At 66.2% G+C, this 23,932-nt stretch carries 21 protein-coding genes; 7 read left to right on the top strand and 14 right to left on the bottom strand.

Annotated features, from left to right (window positions below; translation table 11 throughout):
• Positions 1-19: 19 nt before the first annotated feature.
• The 4 genes from AC3WOS_RS24025 to pcaCD are packed head-to-tail and all read left to right on the top strand — an operon-like array spanning position 20 to position 3,847.
• Complete coding sequence (locus AC3WOS_RS24025) at positions 20-613, top strand: dioxygenase family protein (protein WP_492719307.1); 594 nt, start codon at positions 20-22, stop codon at positions 611-613.
• A gap of 10 nt (positions 614-623) precedes the next feature.
• On the top strand, positions 624-1,142 hold the full coding sequence (locus AC3WOS_RS24030; protein WP_492719248.1) for a peptidase associated/transthyretin-like domain-containing protein: 519 nt from the start codon (positions 624-626) through the stop codon (positions 1,140-1,142).
• Between the two features lie 27 nt (positions 1,143-1,169).
• Complete coding sequence (gene pcaB / locus AC3WOS_RS24035; protein ID WP_492719250.1) at positions 1,170-2,588, top strand: 3-carboxy-cis,cis-muconate cycloisomerase; 1,419 nt, start codon at positions 1,170-1,172, stop codon at positions 2,586-2,588.
• Complete coding sequence (gene pcaCD, locus AC3WOS_RS24040; RefSeq protein ID WP_492719252.1) at positions 2,585-3,847, top strand: bifunctional 4-carboxymuconolactone decarboxylase/3-oxoadipate enol-lactonase PcaCD; 1,263 nt, start codon at positions 2,585-2,587, stop codon at positions 3,845-3,847. Before pcaB ends, pcaCD begins: the two co-directional genes overlap by 4 nt.
• Here the strand turns inward: pcaCD and AC3WOS_RS24045 are convergent.
• The 5 genes from AC3WOS_RS24045 to AC3WOS_RS24065 all read right to left on the bottom strand — a co-directional run bounded on the left by AC3WOS_RS24045 (position 3,837) and on the right by AC3WOS_RS24065 (position 9,537).
• The gene (locus tag AC3WOS_RS24045; protein ID WP_492719254.1) at positions 3,837-5,081 is read right to left on the bottom strand and encodes a cation:proton antiporter; all 1,245 of its coding nucleotides are present in this window, start codon (positions 5,079-5,081) and stop codon (positions 3,837-3,839) included. The two genes, pcaCD and AC3WOS_RS24045, sit on opposite strands and share 11 nt — an antisense overlap.
• A gap of 107 nt (positions 5,082-5,188) precedes the next feature.
• Positions 5,189-5,818 (bottom strand): bifunctional 2-keto-4-hydroxyglutarate aldolase/2-keto-3-deoxy-6-phosphogluconate aldolase, encoded by a 630-nt coding sequence (locus tag AC3WOS_RS24050; RefSeq protein ID WP_492719256.1) that lies wholly within the window; start codon positions 5,816-5,818, stop codon positions 5,189-5,191.
• A gap of 23 nt (positions 5,819-5,841) precedes the next feature.
• Positions 5,842-6,732, bottom strand: coding sequence for an SMP-30/gluconolactonase/LRE family protein (locus AC3WOS_RS24055; RefSeq protein WP_492719258.1), 891 nt, complete (start codon positions 6,730-6,732; stop codon positions 5,842-5,844).
• Positions 6,732-8,459 (bottom strand): L-arabinonate dehydratase, encoded by a 1,728-nt coding sequence (gene araD / locus AC3WOS_RS24060; RefSeq protein ID WP_492719260.1) that lies wholly within the window; start codon positions 8,457-8,459, stop codon positions 6,732-6,734. Before araD ends, AC3WOS_RS24055 begins: the two co-directional genes overlap by 1 nt.
• A 43-nt stretch (positions 8,460-8,502) precedes the next feature.
• The gene (locus AC3WOS_RS24065) at positions 8,503-9,537 is read right to left on the bottom strand and encodes a 2-dehydro-3-deoxygalactonokinase (RefSeq protein WP_492719262.1); all 1,035 of its coding nucleotides are present in this window, start codon (positions 9,535-9,537) and stop codon (positions 8,503-8,505) included.
• A 340-nt stretch (positions 9,538-9,877) separates the two neighbouring features.
• Here AC3WOS_RS24065 and chvE point away from each other — a divergent pair, with 340 nt between their 5' ends.
• The 3 genes from chvE (at position 9,878) to mmsB (ending at position 13,830) form a co-directional block, all read left to right on the top strand.
• Positions 9,878-10,945 (top strand): multiple monosaccharide ABC transporter substrate-binding protein, encoded by a 1,068-nt coding sequence (gene chvE, locus AC3WOS_RS24070; RefSeq protein WP_492719264.1) that lies wholly within the window; start codon positions 9,878-9,880, stop codon positions 10,943-10,945.
• A gap of 64 nt (positions 10,946-11,009) precedes the next feature.
• Positions 11,010-12,551, top strand: coding sequence for a multiple monosaccharide ABC transporter ATP-binding protein (mmsA, locus tag AC3WOS_RS24075; RefSeq protein WP_492719266.1), 1,542 nt, complete (start codon positions 11,010-11,012; stop codon positions 12,549-12,551).
• Entirely contained in the window at positions 12,544-13,830 is a 1,287-nt protein-coding gene (gene mmsB, locus AC3WOS_RS24080; protein WP_492719268.1) for a multiple monosaccharide ABC transporter permease, read from the top strand. The genes mmsA and mmsB overlap by 8 nt, the downstream gene beginning before the upstream one ends.
• Before the next feature lie 187 nt (positions 13,831-14,017).
• Here the strand turns inward: mmsB and AC3WOS_RS24085 are convergent, their stop codons facing one another.
• The 9 genes from AC3WOS_RS24085 to AC3WOS_RS24125 all read right to left on the bottom strand — a co-directional run bounded on the left by AC3WOS_RS24085 (position 14,018) and on the right by AC3WOS_RS24125 (position 23,902).
• Positions 14,018-14,467, bottom strand: coding sequence for a hypothetical protein (locus tag AC3WOS_RS24085; protein WP_492719270.1), 450 nt, complete (start codon positions 14,465-14,467; stop codon positions 14,018-14,020).
• A 3-nt stretch (positions 14,468-14,470) separates the two neighbouring features.
• On the bottom strand, positions 14,471-15,091 hold the full coding sequence (locus tag AC3WOS_RS24090) for a glycoside hydrolase family protein (RefSeq protein WP_492719271.1): 621 nt from the start codon (positions 15,089-15,091) through the stop codon (positions 14,471-14,473).
• 17 nt (positions 15,092-15,108) lie between these two features.
• Positions 15,109-16,047, bottom strand: a complete 939-nt coding sequence (locus AC3WOS_RS24095) for a LysR family transcriptional regulator (RefSeq protein WP_492719273.1) — start codon at positions 16,045-16,047, stop codon at positions 15,109-15,111.
• Between the two features lie 108 nt (positions 16,048-16,155).
• Positions 16,156-16,932, bottom strand: coding sequence for an SDR family NAD(P)-dependent oxidoreductase (locus tag AC3WOS_RS24100; protein WP_492719274.1), 777 nt, complete (start codon positions 16,930-16,932; stop codon positions 16,156-16,158).
• A gap of 84 nt (positions 16,933-17,016) precedes the next feature.
• Complete coding sequence (locus AC3WOS_RS24105) at positions 17,017-18,549, bottom strand: aldehyde dehydrogenase (NADP(+)) (protein WP_492719275.1); 1,533 nt, start codon at positions 18,547-18,549, stop codon at positions 17,017-17,019.
• The gene (gene araD1 / locus AC3WOS_RS24110) at positions 18,546-19,538 is read right to left on the bottom strand and encodes an AraD1 family protein (RefSeq protein ID WP_492719277.1); all 993 of its coding nucleotides are present in this window, start codon (positions 19,536-19,538) and stop codon (positions 18,546-18,548) included. Before araD1 ends, AC3WOS_RS24105 begins: the two co-directional genes overlap by 4 nt.
• A 17-nt stretch (positions 19,539-19,555) precedes the next feature.
• Positions 19,556-21,295: an IlvD/Edd family dehydratase gene (locus AC3WOS_RS24115; RefSeq protein WP_492719278.1), complete on the bottom strand. Its 1,740-nt coding sequence runs from the start codon at positions 21,293-21,295 to the stop codon at positions 19,556-19,558.
• 121 nt (positions 21,296-21,416) lie between these two features.
• A complete protein-coding gene (locus tag AC3WOS_RS24120) occupies positions 21,417-22,478 on the bottom strand; it encodes an aldose epimerase family protein (protein WP_492719279.1) in 1,062 nt (353 codons plus the stop codon).
• Between the two features lie 170 nt (positions 22,479-22,648).
• Positions 22,649-23,902, bottom strand: coding sequence for a maltoporin (locus tag AC3WOS_RS24125; protein ID WP_492719281.1), 1,254 nt, complete (start codon positions 23,900-23,902; stop codon positions 22,649-22,651).
• Positions 23,903-23,932: the final 30 nt, after the last annotated feature.

The following is a 23,932-nucleotide window of genomic DNA, read 5'->3' on the forward strand; positions in this document are numbered from 1 at the left end:
CACCCAGCCCGCCCTGCGCATCGAGGCGCCGGCGCCCGTGTCGACCAACCTGGAAGCCCGCCCCAGCCTGATCCTGCCCCACGACACGGACCTGACGGCCCACGGCGCCGGCGAACCGCTGGGCGAAAAGATCGTCGTTACCGGCCGCGTGCTCGACGAAGACGGCCAGCCCGTACGCAACTCGCTGCTGGAAGTCTGGCAGTGCAACGCCGCCGGCCGCTACTGGCACAAGCGCGACCAGCACAACGCCCCGCTCGACCCCAACTTCTACGGCTTCGGCAAGATGCTGACGGACGACGAGGGCCGCTACCGCTTCGTCACCATCAAGCCCGGCCCCTACCCCTGGGGCAACCACGAGAAGGCATGGCGCCCGGCCCACATTCACTTTTCACTGTTCGGCAACGTCTACGCCCAGCGCCTGGTGACGCAGATGTACTTCCCCAGCGATCCCCTGTTCGACTACGACCCCATCTTCCAGAGCATCGCCGATCCGGCCGCGCGCCAGCGCCTGATCTCGCGTTTCAGCCTGGCCGAAACCGTCGGCGACCAGATGCTGGGCTATGAATTCGATATCGTCCTGCGCGGCCGCGACGCCACGCCCATGGGCATCTGAGGAGAGCAACATGACACTGCCTATCACCACCACCCAGACCGTCGGTCCGTTCTTCCATGAGGCATGGCGCTGGGCCAGCGACGCCACGGCAGCGCAGCCGCACGCCGCCGATTGCATCACCGTCAGCGGCATCATCCGCGACGGTGCCGGCGTTGCAATCAACGACGCCGTGATCGAAGCCTGGCTGCCCGACGTGGCGGCGGCCGAGCAGGAACAGCTGCTGCCGGGCTTTCGCCGCGTACCCAGCAACGACGACGGCGTGTTCCAGATTGCCTTGCCCCGCCCCGCCCTTGCCGCCGCCGGCACACCGGCCCTGTACGTGACCGTGTTCGCACGGGGCCTGGTCAAGCACCAGTTCAGCGCCGTGTTCCTGGAAGACGACGCCGGCCTGGCAAGCTCGCCCTTCCTGAACCAGGTGCCCGCCGCGCGCCGCGCCACGCTGGTGGCCCGCCGCACAGGCCAGGATGCCTACACCTGGGACATCCACATGCAAGGCGAGCACGAAACCGTGTTCTTCGACTATGCTTGACGCACTTGACTTGATGCCGGAGCCCGCATGAGCGTATCGTTGTTCGACAGTTTCCTCACCACGCCAGCCATGATCGCCGTGTTCGACGACGGCGCCGTGGTGCAGGCCATGTTCCGCTTCGAGGCGGCGCTGGCCCAGGCCCAGGCCGCGCACGGCCTGATCCCGGACAGCGCCGCACGCGCCATCGCCAGTGTCTGCAACGCGCCGCTGTACGACATCCCGGCCCTGCTGCACGCCGGCCGCCGCGCCGGCAGCCTGGCCATCCCGCTGGTCAAGGAGCTGACCAACACAGTGGCCCTGTACGACGAGCCGGCATCGACCTTCGTCCACTGGGGCAGCACCAGCCAGGATGTGATCGACACGGCCATGGTGCTCGTCACGCGCGACGCGCTGGCCCTGCTCGACACGGGCCTGGAACAGCTGATTGGCGCCCTGCTGGCCCTGGCCGAGCGCCATGTCTACACCCCGGTCCTGGCGCGCACGCTGATGCAACCGGCCCAGGTGACCAGCTTCGGCTTCAAGCTGGCCGGATGGGCCGCCCCGCTGCTGCGCGCGCGCGCCCAGTTGCGGGCCGCCGCCGGCCGCGCGCTGCAACTGCAGCTGGGCGGCGCCGTCGGCACGCTGTCGGTGCTGGGCGAACATGGGCAGGCGGTGGCGGCCCACATGGCCGGCCAGCTGGGCCTGGCCACGCCGGCCATGAACTGGCATACACAGCGCGACGAATGGGTCAGGCTGGGGCTGGAAGTGGCCGTCCTGAGCGGCAGCCTGGGCAAGATCGCCACCGACCTCAGTCTGATGGCGCAAGGCGAGATCGGCGAACTGGCCGAACCGTCCGGCGCCGGCCGGGGCGGCTCCTCGGCCATGCCGCACAAACGCAATCCGGTGGCCGCCATGATCGCGCTGGCCGGCGCCGGCCGCACGCCGCATGCGGCGGCGGCGCTGCTGGGCGCCATGGGCCAGCAGCATGAACGTGGCCTGGGCAATTGGCAGGCCGAGCTGGCCGAGTGGCCCGGCCTGTTCCTCAGCACGCACGGCGCGCTCAACGCCCTCAACGACGCCATCGGCGGCCTGGACGTGGACCCGGCGCGCATGCGCAGCAACATCGACGCGCTCGGTGGACTGGTCTACGGCGAATCGGTGGCCGCCTGCCTGGCCGGCACCATCGGCCGCCCGGCCGCCTACGCGCTGGTCGAACAACTGTGCCGCACCGCCGTCGCCAACGGCCGCCCGTTGCGGGACGTGGCGCAGCTAGCCATCGAGAACGACAGCCGCCTGCATGGCAAGATAGACCTCGCACGCTGGCAGGCCCTGTTCGATCCCGTCGCCGCAGCAGCACCTGCCGCCGCACTGGCACGCACCCAGCTGGCGCACCTGTACACCCTGCATCAGGCGTACGCACAGACCGCTACGCTCACCGATACAAAACCCAACACCATGCCGCTATGAGCCACGACACTACCGACCACGATTACGAACGCGGCATGCGCAACCGGCGCCGCATCCTGGGCGACGCCTGGGTGGACCGTTCGCAAGCCGGCGCCACCGCCTTCAACGCCGAATTCCAGAACCTCATCACCCGCTTTGCCTGGCACGAAATCTGGGGACGGCCCGGGCTCGACGCGCGCACCCGCCGCGTGATCGTGCTGGCCACCACCATGGCGCTGGCGCGCTGGGAGGAATTCGAACTGCACGTACGCGCCGCCCTGCAGGACGAGAGCGAGAACGGACTGACGCCGGAACAGCTCAAGGAAGTGCTGATGCAGGCAGCCATCTACGCCGGCGTACCGGCCGCCAACACGGGCTTCGCGCTGGCGCAGCACATCCTGCGCGAACTGCGGCCCGGACCGGACGGCGCGCTGGCGCCGGCCGCGCCGGCCGCCACCGTCCATCCCGGCGTGGGCCAGGAAGGTTATACGGCCAGCGCCCCCGCCCTGCACTACACGGTGCGCGCCCCGCGCAGCGGCAAGGCGCCGCGCCACACCGTGGTGCTGAGCCATGCGCTGGGCTGCGACCTGACCATGTGGGACGACCTGGCCAACGCGCTGGCCGCGGACTGCCGCGTGATCTGCTACGACCACCGTGGCCACGGCGGCTCCGACGCGCCGCCCGCGCCGTACGGCATGGCCGACCTGGCCGACGACGCAGCGCGGCTGCTGCGCGAGCTCGATTCCGGCCCGGTCGTCTGGATAGGCGTATCGATGGGCGGCATGGTGGGCCAGGAACTGGCGCTGCGCCACCCCTCGCTGGTGGCGGCGCTGGTGGTGGCCAATTCCACCTCCGGCTATCCCGACGCGGCACGCGCCATGTGGCAGGAGCGGATGGACACCGTGCGCGCTGCCGGTATCGAAGCGATCGCGGACGCCGTCATGGGCCGCTACTTCCACGAAGGCTACCGCGCGCGAGAAGCGGCGACCGTGGCCCGCTTCCGGCGCCGCCTTGTCAGCACTTCGGCCGAAGGTTATGTAGGCTGCTGCGCGGCGGTGGCCGGCATCGACACCACGGCGCGCCTGCCACAACTGGCGGTGCCGCTGCTGGTGATTGCCGGTGAGCTGGATATGGGCACGCCGCCGGCCATGTCGGAGCGCATGGCACAGCAGGTGCCGCAGGCAAGGCTGGAACTGATCGCCGCCGCATCGCACCTGAGTGTACTGGAACAGCCGCAGGAATTTGCCGCACTGATCCGGCAGTTTTTACTCAGCCTGTAATGGCACGTGCGGCGCCCTGTTCCGGCGCCGCCGCACCGCGCATCAGCACGCGCAGCAGCGGCACCGTCATGGCGGTCGTCACCAGTGCCATCAAGACCAGCATGGAGTAGACCACGGGCGGCAGCACGTGCAACTGCAGCCCTATCGTCAGCACGATCAATTCCATCAAGCCGCGTGTGTTCATCAGCACGCCGATCATGCCCGCCTCGCGCCGGGGCGCGCCCCCCCGCCCCGCGCCCAGGTAGCTGCCGCCCAGTTTCCCGACCACGGCACCGGCCAGGAACAGCCCGAACCAGGGCCAGAAACTGGCCGCCGGCAGTGCGCCAAGGTTGGCCTGGATGCCGGCATAGGCGAAGAACACGGGCATCAGGACCAGTTCCACGAAACCATCCACCCGTTGCGACCAGGCGCGCGTGAACGCAGCCTGGTCGCGCAAGACCAGCCCCGCCACCAGCGCGCCGAAAGCGCTATGAAATCCTATCCCGGCGGTTATCCAGGACGACAACAGCACATAGCAGAACACGGCCGGCAGCAGCCGTACGACGGCGTCCGGACCGGCGGCACGCCGGAACAGGGTGCGCCACAAGGGCCGGACCAGCAGCAGCGAGACGGCTGCAAAGACGCACAACAGGCCGACGTTGCGCGCGATATCGTGCCAGGCCTGCATGCCGGCGGTGAGCGCGGCGATCATGGCCACCATCAGCCATCCCAGCACATCGGTCAGGGTGGCGGCCGTCAGGGCGACGAGTGCCGTCGGGGTGCCGGTCAGGCCCAGGTCCACCACGATGCGGGCCATCACCGGCACGGCCGATATCGACAGGGTGACGCCACAAAACAGCACGTAAGCCAGCGCTGGCACGCCCATCCCCAGCGACGGCAACGACAGCTGCGCGATGCCGCAACCGATGGCGAACGGTAGCAAGATCCCCAACAGCGCCACCAGCACCGGCATCCGCATACGGCCCTGCGCGCACACTTGTTTCAGGTCCAGGTGCAGGCCGAGCTGGAACATCAGCAGCACCAGCCCCAGTTCGCCGAATCTGGACAGCACGGGCGTCACCTCGGGTGCAAACACGGCACCATAATACGGGCCGCCTATCGCGCCCAGGATCGATGGACCGAGCAGCAGTCCGGCCGCGATCTCACCCACCACCCGGCTTTGGCCGATGCGCCTGGCACCGGCGCCACACAGGCCTGCGGCCAGGATGATGAGACAGAGCTGAACAATCCACATGCTGATTTTTTTCCTTATGCGTAACGGGCGAGATTGTCGCGCCGGGCCGCATCGTACCATTCTTCCTCTCTGCCGTTAAACGGCCAATTCAGTCAACACGGGGCGCTTCACCGGCCCAGGCGCTCGACAAAGCTGCGTGCCCGTTCCGTGACGGCGCGGTAGTCGCCCTGCGCGGCCGGCGCGCTCAAGCTGCCCCCGATGCCCACGGCCAGCGCACCGTGGGCGAACCATTGCGGCAGGTTCTCGACCGTCACGCCGCCGGTGGGCATCAGCGGCGCCTGCGGCAGGGGCGCGCGCAGCGCTTGCAGGTAGGCCGGGCCCAGCGTCTCGGCCGGGAATATCTTCACCAGGTCGGCGCCCGCCTCCATCGCCGTCACGATTTCCGTCGGCGTCACGGCGCCGGGCATGGACAGCACCTGGTAGCGCTGGCACATGCGTATCGTGTCCACATTCACGGACGGCGAGATGATCATCTGCGCGCCGGCCAGGATCGCCATGCGCGCCGTTTCAGGGTCGAGCACCGTGCCGGCGCCCAGCAGCAGGCGCTCGCCGTGACGCTGGCGCAGTGTGCGCAGCACGTCCAGCGTGTCCGGCGTGGTGAAGGCCACTTCCAGCGCCGTCATGCCGCCGGCGATGCAGGCCTCGGCCGTTTCCAGCGCCGCATCGGCGGTCGCCGCGCGCACAATGGCCACCATGGGGCGGCGCAGCAGGGTTTGCATCAATTCGTGTTTGTACATGTCGATTCCTCGTTCATTCCGGTTCAGGGCGTGGCGCCGAAGCGCGATTCCGGCAGGCCACGCGCGCCTTCCGGCCGCGTGCCGAACAGCCCGCCGGCCAGCGGTTGCGCGACCCGTGTAACAGCGTCCATGTGTTCCCACGCGGTGGTGACGAACAACTGGTCCAATCCGGCGCCGCCCAGGCAGGGGCAGCTGGGCTGCGTGACGGGCAGCGCCCAAATCATCTCCAGCGTGCCGTCGGGCGCGTAGCGGGCCACGCGCGAGGCACCCCATTGCGCATTCCACAAATGGCCTTCGGCGTCGATGATGGAACCGTCGGGCCAGGCGTCCGTGCCGCGCAGGTCCACGAACACGGTGGTGCGCGCCGGGCCGCCGCTGCCATAGCCGTCCCACCGCTCGATGGTCTGGCGCTGCGTGTCGCTGAAGTACATCGTGTCGCCGTCCAGGCCGAAGCAGATGCTGTTGGCGATGGCGCACGACGGCAGCGGCAGCCGCTCCAGCGTCAAATCCGTATTGAGGCGATAGTAGCCACCGATGGCTTCCTTGCTGGCCCGCTGGTCCAGCGTGCCGAACACGAAGCGTCCCTGGCGGTCGCAGCGGCCGTCGTTGACGCGGGTGTCGGGCAAGTCCGGCTCCACCTCCACGATCGTGGTCACGGCGCCGCTGCGCAGGTCCAGCCAGGCCAGGCGCGAGGCCAGGCCGGCCAGCAGCACGTCCGGGTCGTCCGTCAGGGCGAAGCTGCACAGGCGCTCGGGCAGATCCCACACCCGTTGCGCGCCGCTGGCCGGGCTGTAGCTGTACAGGCGCGCATGGTGAATATCGGTCCAGTAGACGCAGGCGCGGCGTTCGCACCACAGCGCGCACTCGCCCAGCTCATTGCGCCCGTCCACCAGCAATGTCAACGGCGCGGCCATCAGTGCGACTCGCGCGGCACGGCCGAACCGCGGCAACCGACCAGGAAGTCCAGGTCCACGCCCTGGTCGGCCTGCAGCACGTGTTCGATGTACATGGACTGGTAGCCGCCGCGCATGGCCGGCTCCGGTGCGCGCCAGGCGGCCTGGCGCCGCGCCAGCTCGGCTTCGTCCACTTCCAGGTGCAGGCGGCGGTTGGCCACATCGAGTTCGATCATGTCGCCGTCGCGCACCAGGGCCAGCGGGCCGCCCATGGCCGCCTCCGGCGCCACGTGCAGCACCACAGTGCCGAAGGCGGTGCCGCTCATGCGTGCGTCCGAGATGCGCACCATGTCCGTCACGCCTTGGGCCAGCAGCTTTTTCGGCAAGCCCATGTTGCCCACTTCCGCCATGCCCGGATAACCTTTGGGGCCGCAGTTCTGCAGCACCATGACGCTGTCGGCATCGATCTCGAGTTCAGGGTCGTCCACGCGGCGCTTGTAGTGCTCGATGCTGTCGAACACCACCGCCCTGCCCCGGTGCCGCATCAGCGCCGGCGAGGCGGCCGACGGCTTGATGATGGCGCCGCGCGGCGCCAGGTTGCCCTTCAGGACGGCGATGCCGCCGTCGTCCTTGAACGGCGCGGCCAGCGGGTGGATCACGTCCGGATTGAAGTTCTCCGCGTCGGCCACGTTGTCGGCCACGCTGGCGCCGGTCACGGTGAACGCGGCGCTGTGCAGCTTGCCCAGCAGTTCGCGCATGATGACGGGCAGTCCGCCCGCATAATAAAAGTCTTCCATCAGGTACTGCCCGGACGGCATCAGGTTCAGCAGGCAAGGCATGTCGCGCCCCAGCCGGTCCCAGTCGGCCAGCGACAGGTCGATGCCGATGCGCCCGGCGATCGCCAGCAGGTGGACCACGGCGTTGGTGGAACCGCCGATGGCGCCGTTGACCATGATGGCGTTTTCGAACGCGGCCCGGGTCAGCACGTGCGACAGGCGCAAGTCTTCGTGCACCATGCCGACGATGCGGCGCCCCGTCATCTGGGCTTGCAGCTTGCGGCGCGCGTCCACGGCGGGAATGGCGGCGTTGCCCGGCAGGGCCACGCCCAGCGCCTCGACCATGGCCGCCATGGTGGAGGCGGTGCCCATCGTCATGCAATGCCCGCTCGAGCGCGACATGCACGACTCGGCTTCATTGAACTGGGCCTGCGTCATGCGGCCGCTGCGCACATCCTCGGAAAACTTCCAGACGTCGGTGCCGGAGCCGATAGGCTTGCCCCGGTAATTCCCGCTCAGCATAGGGCCGCCCGACAGCACGATGGTCGGCAGGTCGACGCTGGCCGCGCCCATCAGCAAGGCCGGGGTGGTCTTGTCGCAGCCCGTCAGCAGCACCACGCCGTCGATCGGGTTGGCGCGGATCGATTCTTCCACGTCCATGCTGGCCAGGTTACGGAACAACATGGCCGTTGGCCGCAGGTTCGATTCGCCCAGCGACATGGCGGGGAATTCGACCGGGAAGCCGCCCGCCTCCAGCACGCCGCGCTTGACCGCCTCGGCCAGGTCGCGGAAATGGCCGTTGCAGGGAGTGAGCTCGGACCAGGTGTTGCAGATGCCGATCACGGGCCGGCCGTCGAAGGAATCGGCCGGATAGCCCTGGTTCTTCATCCAGCTGCGGTGGATGAAGGCGTCCTTGTCGTCGCCGCCGAACCAGTGCTGGGAGCGCAACGTACGTTTTTTTGTATCGGTCATGGTGTCTGGGTGTGAGGTGAAAGGAGTGTAACAGTGGCCGTTCTTACGCGGACGCCGCGGCAGTGGCCGTGGCCGTGACGTCCGGCACCAGCCCGCGTGCGGCCGCCACCACCATCGCGCCGGCACCGGAGAGCCCGGCCTGCTGCGCATCGGTGGCGACGATGCGCCGGCCGTAAAAGAATCCGTTGTCTTCGATCAGCAGCGCCAGCGCATCGCGCAGCATCGGCTTGCCGCACACGACGATGGTGGTGTCGGGGCGCATCTGGATCGCGCTGCTGTTCTTCAGGGCCAGCACATCGTCCGACAGCACGGCGCCCAGCAGGAAGCTGGCGCGGTCGTCGTGCTGCAGGTCGGTGAACTGGGCCAGCGTGCGCACGCTGAAGCAGGCCCGCGCCAGGCCGGTGCGCTGGGCCGTGGCGGCGCCGGCCAGCAGCATCTCGGGCCGCAGCTCGCGCGCGAACTGGGCGCCCAGGGCCTGGCTGATCAGGGTGTGCTGGGTGATGGCCTGCAGCAGCTCGCCCGACAGCGTGGTGGCGCAGCCCGTGATGCGCTGCGCCTGGTCGACGCTGACCAGCTTCGTGTGCGAGCCTGGCAGCACCAGCATGGCGTGGCCGTTCAGCTCCAGGCGCTGCAGCAGGCCGATGGTTTCCGTCTCCTCGCCGCGCATCATGTCCATCGCCTCGTGATTGAGCAGGCTGACCTTGTGGTTCTGGTTACGCACGCCGGGGATAAACCAGATGGGCCGCGAGCATACTTCCGGCATCTCCATGCGCACCATGCCGCGTGCCAGTTCGGCCAGCCCCACCGGCGCCGTCAAATGCGGCACCTCCACCAGGCCCAGGTTGGAGGTGATCATGCCGCTGGCCAGCACCAGGCCGACGTCGGCCGCTTCCAGCCCGGCCTGGGCCAGCGTCAGCTTGATGATGTCGCGCACGGCGTGCTTGAGGGCGTCCTTGCTGCCGCTGATGGCGCTGTCGCGCACGCCCACCTCGACGCCGGCCTGGCCCAGCAGGACCCCGTCGCGCCACAGGTAGCAGCGGCTGTTGGTGGTTCCGGTATCGATGGTGATAATGTTCATGGCGCGCGTGTCGTTATCTGAGGTCAAGGAAGCCACATCTTAGGACCGGCGCCCATGGCTGACCAATGACAAATTTTCAGCTTCTGATATCGATTTCGATATCTGCTACCATTTCCCATCCGGGTCGCAGCGCCCTATTTATCGCAGAGGGCGGGACCGTTACACGCACGTATATCCATTTCGATATCGCTCACGCAGAAAAAGTCATTAGTAATGCGCTGTGGACTATTTATGATCCACACATCGCAGCTTGTGTCGGACCGCCGCAAGCGCGATAACCGTAAGCCGGCTACCCTGCACGGCCCACATGACCAAACCTATAAGAATCTGGAGACTTAGAATGAAGATGAAGACACTGCTTGCCGCCCTGCTGACCGTGGGCGCCCTGGGCGCCGTCTCCTACGCCAGCGCGCAAGAAAAAGGATTGATCGGCATCTCGATGCCGACCAAGTCGTCGGCCCGGTGGATCGCCGACGGCGACAACATGGTCAAGGTATTCAAGGAAAAGGGCTACAAGCCCGACCTGCAGTACGCCGAGGACGACATTCCCAACCAGCTGGCACAGATCGAAAACATGATCACCAAGGGCGCCAAGGTGCTGGTGATCGCCGCCATCGACGGCACCACCCTGGCCGACGCGCTGCAGAAGGCGGCCGACAAGGGCATCAAGGTCATCGCCTACGACCGCCTGATCCGCAATTCCAAGAACGTGGACTACTACGCCACCTTCGATAACTTCCAGGTCGGCGTGCTGCAGGCCCAGTACATCGAAAAGGCGCTCGACCTGAAGAACGCCAAGGGACCGTTCAATATCGAACTGTTCGGCGGTTCGGCCGACGACAACAACGCCTTCTTCTTCTACAACGGCGCCATGTCCGTGCTCAAGCCGTACATGGACCAGGGCAAGCTGGTGGTGCGCAGCAAACAGGTGGGCATGGAGAAGGTCGCCACCCTGCGCTGGGACGGCGCCGTGGCCCAGGCCCGCATGGACAATCTGCTGAGCGCCAACTACGGCAAGGCCCGCGTGGACGCCGTGCTGTCGCCGTATGATGGCTTGAGCATCGGCATCCTGTCCTCGCTCAAGGGCGTGGGCTACGGCACGCCCAAGCAGCCGATGCCGGTGGTGACGGGCCAGGATGCCGAAGTGGCGTCGGTCAAGTCCATCCTGCGCGGCGAGCAGCGCTCCACCATCTTCAAGGACACCCGCGAACTGGCCAAGGTCACCGCCAGCATGGTCGACGCGGTCCTGAGCGGCAAGACCCCGCCGATCAACGACACCAAGACCTACAACAACGGCGTCAAGGTGGTGCCATCCTACCTGCTCAAGCCGGTCAGCGTGGACATCAGCAACTGGAAGCAGGTGCTGGTGAGCGGCAGCGGCTACTACAGCGAGTCGCAGTTCAAATAAGGGATGCGCCCTGGCGGCGGGCAGCGCCGCCAGGGTCTCCATTCGAGACAGTCCGAAAGCGAATATGACGAATACCATCCTGGAAATGCGCGGGATAAGGAAGACCTTTCCGGGCGTGACGGCGCTCGACCATGTGAACCTGAAGGTGCGCGACGGCGAGATCCACGCCATCGTCGGCGAGAACGGCGCCGGCAAATCCACGCTGATGAAGGTGCTGAGCGGGGTCTACCCGCACGGCAGCTACAGCGGCGACATCGACTATCTGGGCCAGACCCGCGCCTTTCGCGGCATCGCCGACAGCGAACATGCGGGCATCATCATCATCCACCAGGAACTGGCGCTGGTGCCGCTGCTGTCGATCACCGAGAACATCTTCCTCGGCAACGAGCCTGGCCGCAACGGCATCATCGACTGGCACGCCGCCCACGACAAGACGCGCGAACTGCTGCGCAAGGTGGGCCTGAACGAAGCGCCCGACACCCCGGTCAACCGCCTGGGCGTGGGCAAGCAGCAGCTGATCGAGATCGCCAAGGCCCTGTCCAAGCAGGTCAAGCTGCTGATCCTCGACGAACCGACGGCCAGCCTGAACGAAAGCGACAGCGACGCCCTGCTCGCGCTGCTGCTGGAACTGAAGGCGCAAGGCATCGCCTCGATCCTCATTTCACACAAGCTCAATGAGATTTCCAAGGTGGCCGACGCCATCACGGTGCTCAGGGACGGCAACACAGTCGACAGCTTCGACTGCCGCGTCGAGAAGATCAGCGAAGACCGCATCATCCGCCACATGGTGGGCCGCGACATGGCCGAGCGCTACCCGCGCCGCACGCCCAGCATCGGCGACACCTGTTTCGAGGTGCGCGACTGGCGCGTGCATCATCCGGAGGACGCCGAACGCCAGGTCATCAAGGGCATCGACCTCAAGGTACGCAAGGGTGAAGTGCTGGGCATCGCCGGCCTGATGGGCGCCGGCCGCACCGAGCTGGCCATGAGCATCTTCGGCCGCTCCTACGGGCAGAAGATCAGCGGCCAGGTCATCAAGGACGGCGTGACTATCGACGTGAGCACGGTGCAGAAGGCCATCCGGCACGGCATCGCCTACGTCACGGAAGACCGCAAGGCGCTGGGCCTGGTGCTGCAGGACGACATCAAGCGCAACACCAGCCTGGCTAACCTGAACGGCGTGGCGCGCCACCTGGTGATCGACGAGGGACGCGAATTCCAGGTCGCCGACGGCTTCCGCGGCAAGCTGCGCATCCGCTGCGCCGACGTGTTCCAGCAGGTGGTCAACCTCTCGGGCGGCAACCAGCAGAAGGTGGTACTGGCCAAATGGCTGTTCTCCAATCCGGACGTGCTGATACTGGATGAACCGAGCCGCGGCATCGACGTGGGCGCCAAGTTCGAAATCTACACCATCATCAACCAGCTGGTGGCCGAGGGCAAGAGCATCATCATGATTTCGTCGGAAATGCCGGAACTGCTGGGCATGTGCGACCGCATCATGGTGATCAATGAAGGCAGCTGCGTGGGCGAATTCAGCGCAGCCGAAGCGACGCAGGAAAAAATCATGCGCGCCATCGTATTAAACGGAGACAAGCAACATGGGTAAGCAATTCGAAGCCGGCGTGGCCGGCGACCTGGCCAACCTTGCCACGGCGGCGCCGGCGGCCAACGCAGCCAACTCGGCCAACTCAGGCCCTGCGGCCACGGCCCAGCAGGCAGCGGGCAAGGGCACGACGGCGCTGGGCTTCATCAAGAACAACCTGCGCGAATACGGCATGCTGTTCTCGCTGGTGCTCATCATGGGCTTCTTCGAGTTCATGACCGACGGCACACTGATGCAGCCGCTGAACATCACCAACCTGCTGCTGCAGAACAGCTACGTGGTCATCATGGCGCTCGGCATGCTGATGGTGATCGTGGCCGGGCACATCGACCTGTCGGTCGGCTCGGTGGTCGGCTTCGTCGGCGCCCTGGCCGCCGTGCTGATCGTGAACTACGACTTGAACTACATCGCCGCCGGCGTATTGTGCCTGGCCGTCGGTGGCCTGATCGGCGCGGCGCAAGGCTATTTCGTCGCCTACGCCAAGATCCCCTCCTTCATCGTCACCCTGGCCGGCATGCTGGTGTTCAAGGGCCTGACGCTGGCGCTGCTGCAGGGCCAGTCGGTCGGTCCCTTCCCGGAAGGCTTCCAGCACCTGAGCTCGGGCTTCATTCCCGACCTGTTCAGCGTGAGCGATTTGCGCCTCACTTCCCTGCTGCTGGGGGTCGTGGCCGCCTGCGCCCTGTTCTACGTCAAGCTGCGCGCCCGCGCGCGTTCGGTCGGCAGCGGCATGTCGGACGAACCGCTGGTCTTCTTCCTGGCCAGGAACGCACTGCTGGCGGCCGCCATCGTCTACTTCAGCTACCTGCTGGCGTCCTACAAGGGCATGCCCAATGTGCTGATCGTGATGGCGATCCTGATCGCTGCCTACACCTTCGTCGCCAACCGTACCGTGATCGGCCGCCGCGTGTATGCCGTGGGCGGTAACGAGAAGGCCAGCCGCCTGTCGGGCATCAAGACGGAACGGGTCAGCTTCGCCACCTTCGTCAACATGGGCGTGCTGGCCGCGCTGGCCGGCCTGATCTTCGCGGCCCGTCTGAACACGGCCACGCCGAAGGCCGGTACCGGCTTCGAACTGGACGTGATCGCGGCCTGCTTCATCGGCGGCGCCTCGGCATCGGGCGGCGTGGGCAAGGTGATGGGCGCTGTGATCGGCGCCTTCGTCATGGGCGTGATGAACAACGGCATGTCCATCATGGGCATCGGCATCGATTACCAGCAGGTGATCAAGGGACTGGTGCTGCTGGCGGCGGTGTTTGTGGACGTCTACCACAAGAACAAGTAAATCCGGCGGGTGGCCCGGCAAGCACTGGCTTGCCGGACTTTAAAACAGCAAGCGCAGTCTGTTCCGAGTAGGGGGACGGAAAGGGGCGAAAAGGGGTACGTCCCCATTTGCGCCATTTACGCGCCCCCATTTACGTGGCAGCCAGGACGGCCCCGGCAATCGAACATATTCCACTGCGTGACTAAGTCTACGGCTTGCTATCAATCCGCCTTTCCGCGTTCAGGAAGAATCCCTTCCAGTAGAAGACGATATGCTGCCTGTCTCTAAGGTAGACGAAGCTGATCGGAGAAGGCGTTTGACAGCTTACCTCAATCTCGGTGACCTGATCAGGCAAACGCAAATGCTTAGGGACAATCTTGTACTCGCGCCGAAAAAAACTAGCCGTACTATGCCGGGCCTGTTTGAATTTAGGCTTATCGCAAATCTCGTTTGAAAATTGCACAAATTCAGGCGTGAAGACGAGCTCCGTACCGGTCAATTTATCGACGTCGTCGCTGGAAAGCGACGTGGTTTCTTGTGCGTCGGCGGCACCAGTCACTGTCCAATGCCCCATCAAGGGTGGGTGCGCGTCTCTGCCGGCCGCAAAGGCTGCGGCACTAAGGGCTAGCGCGCCAGCGAAGAGTAATGTGCGCACCATGGTTTATTGCGCCGCCCGGAACGGCGCACTTTCCTCGCGCCGACGCGTAACCAAGCCTGGCATGTACACGCGGCGTCCACCCTGCCTCGAATAAATGTTACTCATAATCGTATTCGCAGCCCCCCGCATATCGCCACGGTCAACGCGCTGAAAAGTCTCCCGCGCACCACGCGCACCTGTATTGAAAGCATAGCTGACCAAAGCATCGAATTGCGCTTGCGTCAGCGGCTGATGGGTAACGTTATTCCGAACCGCTCTTTCCGCTTCGCGAATAGCGCTCGCGAACGAGGCTTCAATCTGCGCCCCGCTCAATGGTCTGCGCAATTCCTCAGCAGTGCACGGTCCACGATGCGCCAAGATTCCGATGCCGTAGGTACAGTGGCCCCGGTTTCCGTGTCCATCATTGTAGTACCCCCGCACCGCCCCCTCTCGCTGGTTCCGCATACGGCGCCGGGCATCATTGCTGAGTGAAAGATTTGCATTGGGATTGGATGCTGAAGTGGCCACGGTTTCCTCCTGTTCGCAAATTAGGTATTCCGTTGATTGAAGCTCAACGCTACCAGCGACAGGCAATTGCGGTAATGAGCATGCACAAAAATCCAGCTCATCGCCCGCTACACTCATGACTCTAAATAGGCGCCTCAGAAAATCTCCGCCGCCACCGAGCGCAAGGCCCGCAACAGCAGTTCCGCACCAGGCGACGGCAAATGCCCATCGAGCGACACGATGCCGTAAGCGTCCATCCGGCACGGCAAATCGATGGGCAGCACGCTGAGCACATTCTGCGACTCGTAATACCTGGCCACGGCGATCGGCATCACGTGCAGCGAGTCGGTCTGCTGCAGCAGCGCCGTCACCACCAGCAGCGCCGTGGTATCGATGACGTTCAGGGGCGGCGTCAGGCCGGCGCGGCGGAACATCAGGTCGCAGCGCGAGCGCAGGATGCTGCCCTGGGGCGGCAAAACCCACGGCCGGTCCGCGATGTCGCTCAGTTGCAGGCCATCGACAGCCAGCAGCGGATGGCCCACCCGCACCACCACGCAGGCCGGTTCGTCCGTCAACTCCTCGTATTTGAGCCCGGCCGCGGACACCCGCTCCGGAATCCGGCCGATCATGAAGTCGAGCCGGCCCCGCTCCAGCTGCTCGAGCAGCACATTGCTCTGCTCCATCTGCACGCCGATGCGCAGCCGGGGCGCCTGCTCCTTCACCATGGTCAGCACGCGCGGCAGCAGCACCAGGCCAGGCGTCATGATGGTGCCGATTTCGACCTGGCCCTGCAGGCCGGACTTGACGGCAACGATGTCGTCATGCGCCAGCGACAGGCTGTTCAGGGCCATGCGCGCGTGCCGTATCATCGTCTCGCCGTAGATGGTGGGCTCCATGCCGCGCGGCAGGCGCTCGAACAGCTGCACGCCCAGCATCTCCTCGAGCTCCTTGAGCTGCTTGGAAGCGGCCGGCTGCGTCATGTGCAGCTCTTCCGAGGCGCGGTGAATATTGCGCTGCTCGTCGAGCGCGATCAGCAGCAGCAGCTGACGGGTTTTCAGGCGGGCTTGCAAGAACCAGTTCGGGTTGATATCCATGGGCGAATACTATCAGTGTCGTAGGCGGAAATGCAAAAAAGCCGGCTGCGGTTGGCGCAGTCGGCTGGCATGGAATATCGATGGCGGGACCGGGCTCAGAGGCGCCGCTCAGACCCACCCTGCATCGACAATGAATTCCTGCGCCGTGCACATGGCGCCATCGTCGGCGGCCAGGAACAGGGTCATGGCCGCGATATCGTCGGGCATCAGCTTGCCGGGCAGGCACTGGCTCTTCCTGATCTCCTCCTCGGCCGCCTGGTCCACCCACAGCGCCAGTTGGCGCTCCGTCATCACCCAGCCCGGCGTGACCGTGTTGACGCGGATGCCGTGGGCGCCGAACTCGCGCGCCAGCCCGCGCGTGAGGCCGACCACGGCCGCCTTCGCGGTGGCGTACACGGGATAGCCGGCGCCCTTGACGTGCCACGAAATCGAGCTGACGTTGATGATGGCGCCGCCGCCCTTGCGCTTCATCCCTTCCAGCACCGCCTGGCAGGTAAAGAACATGGGCCGCTGGTTGATGGCGATGCGCTCGTTCCAGTACTCGACCGTCACTTCCCCGGTCTGGTGGCGCTGGTCGTTGGCGGCATTGTTGACAAGGATGTCGAAGTCACCGTTCACGCCCGCCGGCCCGGCCAGGTCGGCCATGGCCTGCTGCAGGGCCGGAATGTCGGCGATGTCGCAATAACGGAACTGCGGCGCCGGATGGCCCGCTTGCGCCAGGCGCCGGCACAGGGCCTCGCTGGCGTCGCGCGCAATGTCGACGAAGGCAACCAGCGCGCCCTGCCCCGCGAACGCGGCAACCAGGGATTCGCCGATGCCGCTGCCGCCGCCGGTGATGAACACCCGCTTGCCGCGCAGGCTGCCGTAGGTGGCCAATTGTTTCATGTCTGTCTCCAAATTAGGGGGTGCTGCGGCGGCCGCTGCGTGGCGGCGCCATTTTTAATCGTCACGTCTTTAACCGGCACGCCGTCAGACTTCATTATCATCCCGCAGCACGGGCGGCAGCAATGCCTGCGCCAGGTTCTGGTATGCCACCGGCCGCAGGAAGCGCGCTATCGCCGCCGTGCCCACCGATGTGCTGCGCCCGTCGGAGGTGGCCGGGAACGGCCCGCCATGCACCATCGCGCCGGCCACTTCCACCCCGGTGGGGAAGCCATTAGCCAGGATACGGCCGGCCTTGCGCTCCAATACCGGCAGCAGGGCCTGCGCCGCGGCCATGTCGGCCGCATCCATTTGCAGGGTTGCGGTCAGCTGGCCTTCCAGGCTTTCGGCCACCTGGCGCATCTGCGCCATGTCGCGGCAGACTACCAGCAATGCGGCCGGGCCGAACACTTCCTCGGCCAGCGCATGCTGGGCCAGGAAGGCTGCGCCGCTGGTGCGGAACAGGGCCGGCGCGCCCTTGCCGTCGTGCTGCCCGGCCATCGCCAGCGTTGCCACCTGCGGATGATCGGCCAGCTGGCGCATGCCCTTGCGGTACGCCTGGGCGATGCCGGGCGTGAGCATGGGAGCGGCCTGTCCTTCGGCCACGGCCAGCGCCGCCGCCAGTTCGAAACGGTCCAGGTCCGGGCCATCCAGCGCCAGCAGCAGCCCGGGATTGGTGCAGAACTGGCCCACGCCCATCGTCAGCGAAGCGGCGAAATCGGTGGCGATCTGCCCGCAGCGGGCCGCCAGCGCGGCCGGCAGCAGGAACACGGGGTTAATACTGCTCATCTCCGCATAGACGGGGATGGGCTGCGGACGGGCCGCCGCCAGCGCCATCAGCGCCAGGCCGCCGCTGCGTGAGCCCGTGAAGCCGACCGCCTTGACGGCCGGATGACGCACCAGTTCCTGCCCTATTTCGTTGCCCGCCCCTGTCAGCAGCGCGAACGCGCCGGCCGGCATCTGGCACTGCGCCAGCGCCTTGACGACGGCGCGCGCCACCAGTTCCGACGTACCGGGATGGGCCGGATGGGCCTTCAACAGCACCGGGCAGCCTGCCGCCAGCGCCGATGCGGTATCACCGCCGGCCACCGAGAAAGCCAGCGGGAAATTGCTGGCCCCGAACACGGCCACCGGCCCCAGGCCTATCATGCGACGGCGCAGGTCCTGGCGCGGCGGGCTGCGTTCCGGCAGCGCGCGGTCGATGACCACCTCGTTCCAGGCCCCCTCGCGCAACAGGTTCGCGAACAGCTTGAGCTGGTTGATGGTGCGCGTGCGCTCGCCTTCGATGCGGGCGCGCGGCAGGCCGCTCTCGGCACAGGCGCGCTCGATCAGCGCGTCGCCCAGTTCCTCGATCTGCCGGCCTATGGTTTCCAGCAGCGTGGCGCGCTGCGCATCGCTGGTGGCGCGGAACGGGTCGAAGGCCGCTTCGGCCAGGCGGCATGCCAGGTCGATCTGCGCTGCGTTCACCGCGTTGAAGTCCGGTTCCATGCTCTTGCCTTCGGTGGGATTCCAGGCCTGGAATGCCTGCCCCTTGCCCTGGACGGCCATGCCGCCTATCAGTGCTTCGCCTGTGATGCTCATAATGGCGTCACCTGTGCCAGTCCAGTGGCATACGTGGCCAGCTTGTTACGCAAGGTCGGCCCGAACAGGGGCGCCTCGATCTCGAACGTCTCCCCCGCCTTGACGACGATGTTGTCCGCCACGCTCAAAGTGGCCGTGCCGAAGAAATGGATATGCACGTCGCCCGCGCGACGGAACAGCGGATACTTGAAGTGGTGGTGTTCCAGGTTGGCGATCGTGTGCGACATATTCTGCTCGCCGCTGACAAAAGCCTTCTGCCAGCGCACCCGCCCTTCCACGTCGAGGATGCGCGAGCTGCCTTCCACATGGGGCGGCAGGTCGCCCACCAGCAGCGCCGGCCCCAGGCCGCAGGCGCGCAGCTTGGAGTGGGCCAGGTAGAGATAGTTCTGCCGCTCCGTCACGTGGTCGGAAAACTCGTTGCCGATGGCGTAGCCCACGCGGTAAGGCTGGCCGTCGTCGCCGATCACGTACAGGCCGGCGATTTCCGGTTCCTCGCCGCCGTCGAGTGCGAATTCAGGCATCTGCAAAGGCTGGCCGCTGGCCGCCACGATGGAGCCGTCGCCCTTGTAAAACCACTCCGGCTGCACGCCCGCCGTGCCGGGCTGGGGCTTGCCGCCCTCCACGCCCATGCGGAACATCTTCATGCTGTCGCTCAGGCTTTCGACGGCGCCGCCGATTTTCTTGTGCATGGCGTCGCGCGTGTCGGCGCTGCCCAGGTGGGTCAGGCCGGTGCCGGTCACGTAGCAGTGCGCCGCGTCGGCATGGTCGAGCGGCACCAGCAGACGGCCCGCCTTGGCCACGCTGTCGTAATCGACTTCCGTGGCGCCCACCGCTTCGCTGGCCAATGCGGCCAGGCTGCGCCGGGCGCGTATCGCCGCCTGGGCCAGCGCGTAGGTGCTGTCGTAGCCCTCGATCACGCGGATCGTGTCGTCCTGCAGCACGCCTACGCGGCGCGCCTCGTCTTCATTCTTGAATTGAACCAGTAACATGGCGTCTCCAGCTAGTTTTAGTGTGAATGCTTGGGTACTTCGGAACCGCGGTGCCCGACCAGGAAGTCGAAGTCGCAGCCCTCGTCGGCCTGCAGCACGTGGTCGATGTAGAGCTGCTGGTAGCCGCTCCTGGCCACCGGCTGCTGGCGCGCGGCCCGCTCGGCCAGGCGCTCGGCCAGTGCGCTGTCGCTGATGTCCAGGTTCAGGATGCCGCCGGCGCAGTCGAGCGTGATCCAGTCGCCGTCGCGCACGATGCCCAGCGGGCCGCCGGCCATGGCTTCCGGCGCCACGTGTAGCACCACCGTGCCGTAGGCCGTGCCGCTCATGCGCGCATCCGAAATGCGCACCATGTCCGTCACGCCTTGCGCCAGCAGCTTGGGCGGCAGGCCCATGTTGCCCACTTCGGCCATGCCGGGGTAGCCTTTCGGGCCGCAGTTCTTCATTACCAGCACCGAGTTGGCGTCCACTTCCAGCTCAGGATCGGCGATGCGGCTCTTGTAATGGTCGAAGTCCTCGAACACGACGGCGCGGCCGCGGTGCTGCATCAGCGCCGGGGTGGCGGCGGACGGCTTGAGCACGGCGCCGCGCGGCGCCAGGTTGCCGCGCAGGATGCAGATGCCGCCATCGTCCAGCAGCGGTTTTTCCAGCGGGCGTATCACTTCATCGTCGTACACGGGGGCGTCCTTGCAGTTTTCCCACAGCGACTTGCCGTTGACGGTGAGCGCGTCCGGATGGGGCAGCAGCTTGCCGTCACCCATGCGGCGGATCGCGCCGGGCAGGCCGCCCGCGTAGTAGAACTCCTCCATCAGGAAGCGGCCCGACGGCATCAGGTCGACGATGGTGGGCATGCCGCGGCCGATCCGGGTCCAGTCTTCCAGTTCCAGGTCGACCCCGATCCGGCCGGCGATGGCCTTCAGGTGGATCACGGCGTTGGTCGAACCGCCGATGGCGGCGTTGACGCGGATCGCGTTCTCGAAGTTCTCGCGCCGCAGCACCTTGGACAGGCGCAGGTCTTCGTGCACCATCTCGACGATGCGGATGCCGCTCATGTGCGCCAGGATGTAGCGGCGCGAATCGACGGCGGGAATGGCGGCATTGTGCGGCAGGCTGGTGCCCAGCGCCTCGGCCATGCAGGCCATGGTGGAGGCCGTGCCCATGGTGTTGCAGGTGCCGGCCGAGCGCGAGTGGCCCGATTCGGCGTGCATGAATTCGTGCATGGTGATGGTGCCGGCCTTGACCTGCTCGTGCAGCTGCCACACGGCCGTGCCGGAACCGATGTTCTTGCCGTTGAGCTTACCGTTCAACATGGGGCCGCCGCTGACGACGATGGTCGGCAAGTCCACGCTGGCCGCGCCCATCAGCAGGGCCGGGGTGGTCTTGTCGCAGCCCACCAGCAGCACCACCGCGTCCATCGGATTGCCCCGTATCGATTCTTCCACGTCCATGCTGGCCAGGTTACGGGTCAGCATGGCGGTCGGGCGCAGGTTCGATTCGCCGTTCGAAAACACGGGGAATTCGACGGGGAAGCCGCCCGCCTCCAGGATGCCGCGCTTGACGTATTCGGCCAGCTGGCGGAAGTGGGCGTTGCACGGCGTGAGCTCGGACCACGTATTGCAGATGCCGATGATGGGCTTGCCCTGGAATTCGTGGTCGGGTATGCCCTGGTTCTTCATCCAGCTGCGGTACATGAAGCCATTCTTATCCTGGGTGCCGAACCACTCGGCCGAGCGCAGCTTGGTTTTCTTTGTCGCGGACATGCATTCCTCCTGGTTGAGCGCGCGGAACCTGTGCCAGTCCGCGCAGCGATGAACCGATGTTAGAGCGGCCAGCCATCACAATCAAATCACTTATTTGTCGATTTCGATATCGAAACGGATATCAGTCCAAGACAAAGAACCGGTAAGCGATGGCACTGCGATGGACCTGCCCCGGCTGCAATAGCGCGCTGGGAAAGGCCGGCTGGTTGGGGTTGTCGGGGAACTGTTGCGGCTCCAGGCACAAGCCGCCGCGCCAGGCGTGTTGCCCCGCGCCGCCGGTGAGGAAGTTCCCGCTGTAGAACTGCAGGCCAGGCGCCTGGCACGACACGTCCAGCGCCCGGCCCGAGCCCGGATCGTGCAGCCGCGCCGCCAGCGTGGGGCCGGCGCGCTCGCGCGGGCGCAGGACGAAATTGTGGTCATAGCCCTTGCCCAGCGCCAGTTGCGGATGGTCCGCGCCGATGTGCCGGCCGACCGCGCGCGGGGCGCGAAAATCGAACGGCGAGTCTTCGACGGGGCAGATGGCGCCGGTGGGGATCAGGCCCCCATCCACCGGCGTGTAATGGTCGGCGGCGATGGTCAGGCGATGGTCGAGGATATCGCCCTGCCCCGCCAGGTTGAAATAGGCGTGGCTGGTCAGGCTGACCGGTGTGGCGCGGTCGCTCGTCGCGCGAAAGTGGATCAGCAGTTCGTTGGCGCGATTGAGTTCGTACAGCACGGTCAGCGCCAGGTTGCCGGGGTAGCCCTGGTCGCCATCGGGACTCAGGTGCGTCAGCGATAGCCTGGCCGCGGTGGCCTTGGCACTGGGAGCGGCCTGCCACAGCGCCGTATGCAGCCCGGCGCGCCCGCCGTGCAGGTGATGGGCGCCGTCGTTGACGTCAAGCTGTACCAGCTGGCCGTCAAGCCGGTAGCGGCCGTGGGCGATGCGGTTGGCGTGGCGCCCGATCAGCGCGCCGAAGTAGTCGCTGTTGTCCCAATACGGTTCGATGGCGGCATGCCCGAGCGTGACGTTGGCGCGCACGCCGTCACGGTCCGGCGCATGGATGGCGGTGACGATGCCGCCAAAATCGCTGATGCAGACGGTCAGGCCGCAGCCGTTGTCCAATGTGTATAGGTGCGCGCTACGTCCGTCGGGCAGCTGGCCGAACGGGGCGCGGGTAATGCTGGGAAGGATGGTGGGAGACATGGGCAAGCCACTAGGGGATGAAGCAGGACGGATGAAGCAAGACAATGGTGCCAGGCGATGCAGCAATGCTTCCCGAGCACCTGCACAGTTTGATGGCACAGCCCGGAATGAACTCGTCCATTCCGGAACTGTACTGGCGCCGGCCTACCGCGCCGGCGCCCTGCCCTGCCTTAGAACCAGGCCTCGACCTGCAGGCCGACGGAGGTGCCGTTGGTGGCCGTGCCGAAGGCCGGACCGGCGTTGTTGCTGGCGTTGAGCGCAGCGGTCGCCGGGTCGTTCCACTTGCCGTAGGTGACGAAGGCACGCAGCTCAGGACGCGACCAGTAGCCCTTGCCGGCCGTGATGGTCGGTGCGAAGGTGATCGTGTTCAGGCGCAGCGTATCGCCGCCGTTGGGCTGCGTCACGCGGTGCGTGCCCAGCTCCAGCTGCAGCTTGAAGTGCTCGTTCAGCGCGTACACGGGGCGCGCGCCCAGCGTGGTCCAGGTGCTCGAACCGCCGGCGTCGGACTTGTCGCGCTGGCCCAGCACCACGAACTCCATGCTGAATTCCGGCGTCGGCTGCATCACCAGGTCGTTGAAGATACGGGCCCGCGTCACATCCGTGCCCAGCGTCGTGCTGCCGGAAGCGCCGATGCGGTCGTTGCCCACGCCGATACCCGTGCCCGGACCCACGCCGTACTGCACGCCGAAGGTATTGCCGCCGCCCAGCACCTTGTCCTGCTTGTGCAGCACAGTCAGCTGCCAGCCATTGTGCTTGTCCTTGCCCTGCGCCGTGATGATGGAGGTGGCGATGTCGATCGTGCCGCCCGGGTTGACGGGCAAGCCTTCGTAGATCAGGTTCTGGCGCAGCGCCGACTTGTTGTTGGTCACCAGGCCCGTTTGCGGATCGATGGTGTTGCTGTCGTTGTCCTTGAAGATGGCGTAGCTGAATTTGCCGGGACCGGCCTTGACGCCGTCGATACCGCCGCCGGTGCCGTTCAGGTTAATGAACTGCAGGTCCAGCATGTGGATGTCGGGACGGTAGTAGTAGCGCTTGCCGATCCAGGCCACGCCGCCGTTGAGGAAGTCCAGCCCCTTCGCTTCCACATAGGCCTTGGCCAGGCCCAGCTTGGCGTCGCCGAATTCGGAGCCGGAGTTCCACTCGTTGGCCCACAGCGTGCCGACGAAGCTTACGCCGTCCGGCGTCTTGGCGAATTCCTTGGTGTAGCCGCCTTCGAAATAGGCGTCGCACTCGTTGCCGAGGCGGTACTTCATCGTGTTGCCACCCAGGCCGTAGCAATTTTGCGGACCGTGGCTGCTGCCCACGCCCGCGCGCAGGTAGCCGTGGAAGCCTTCTTCGTCATGGCCGGCGTCGGCCCGGGCGGCGTTGCCGGCCAGGGTCATGGCGATTGCCAGCGGCAGCAAGGTCAGGATGCGTTGCTTCATGTTGTCTCCTCGTTGTTTTTGAAATAGGCG

This window comes from Rugamonas sp. FW305-51, from assembly GCF_058786935.1.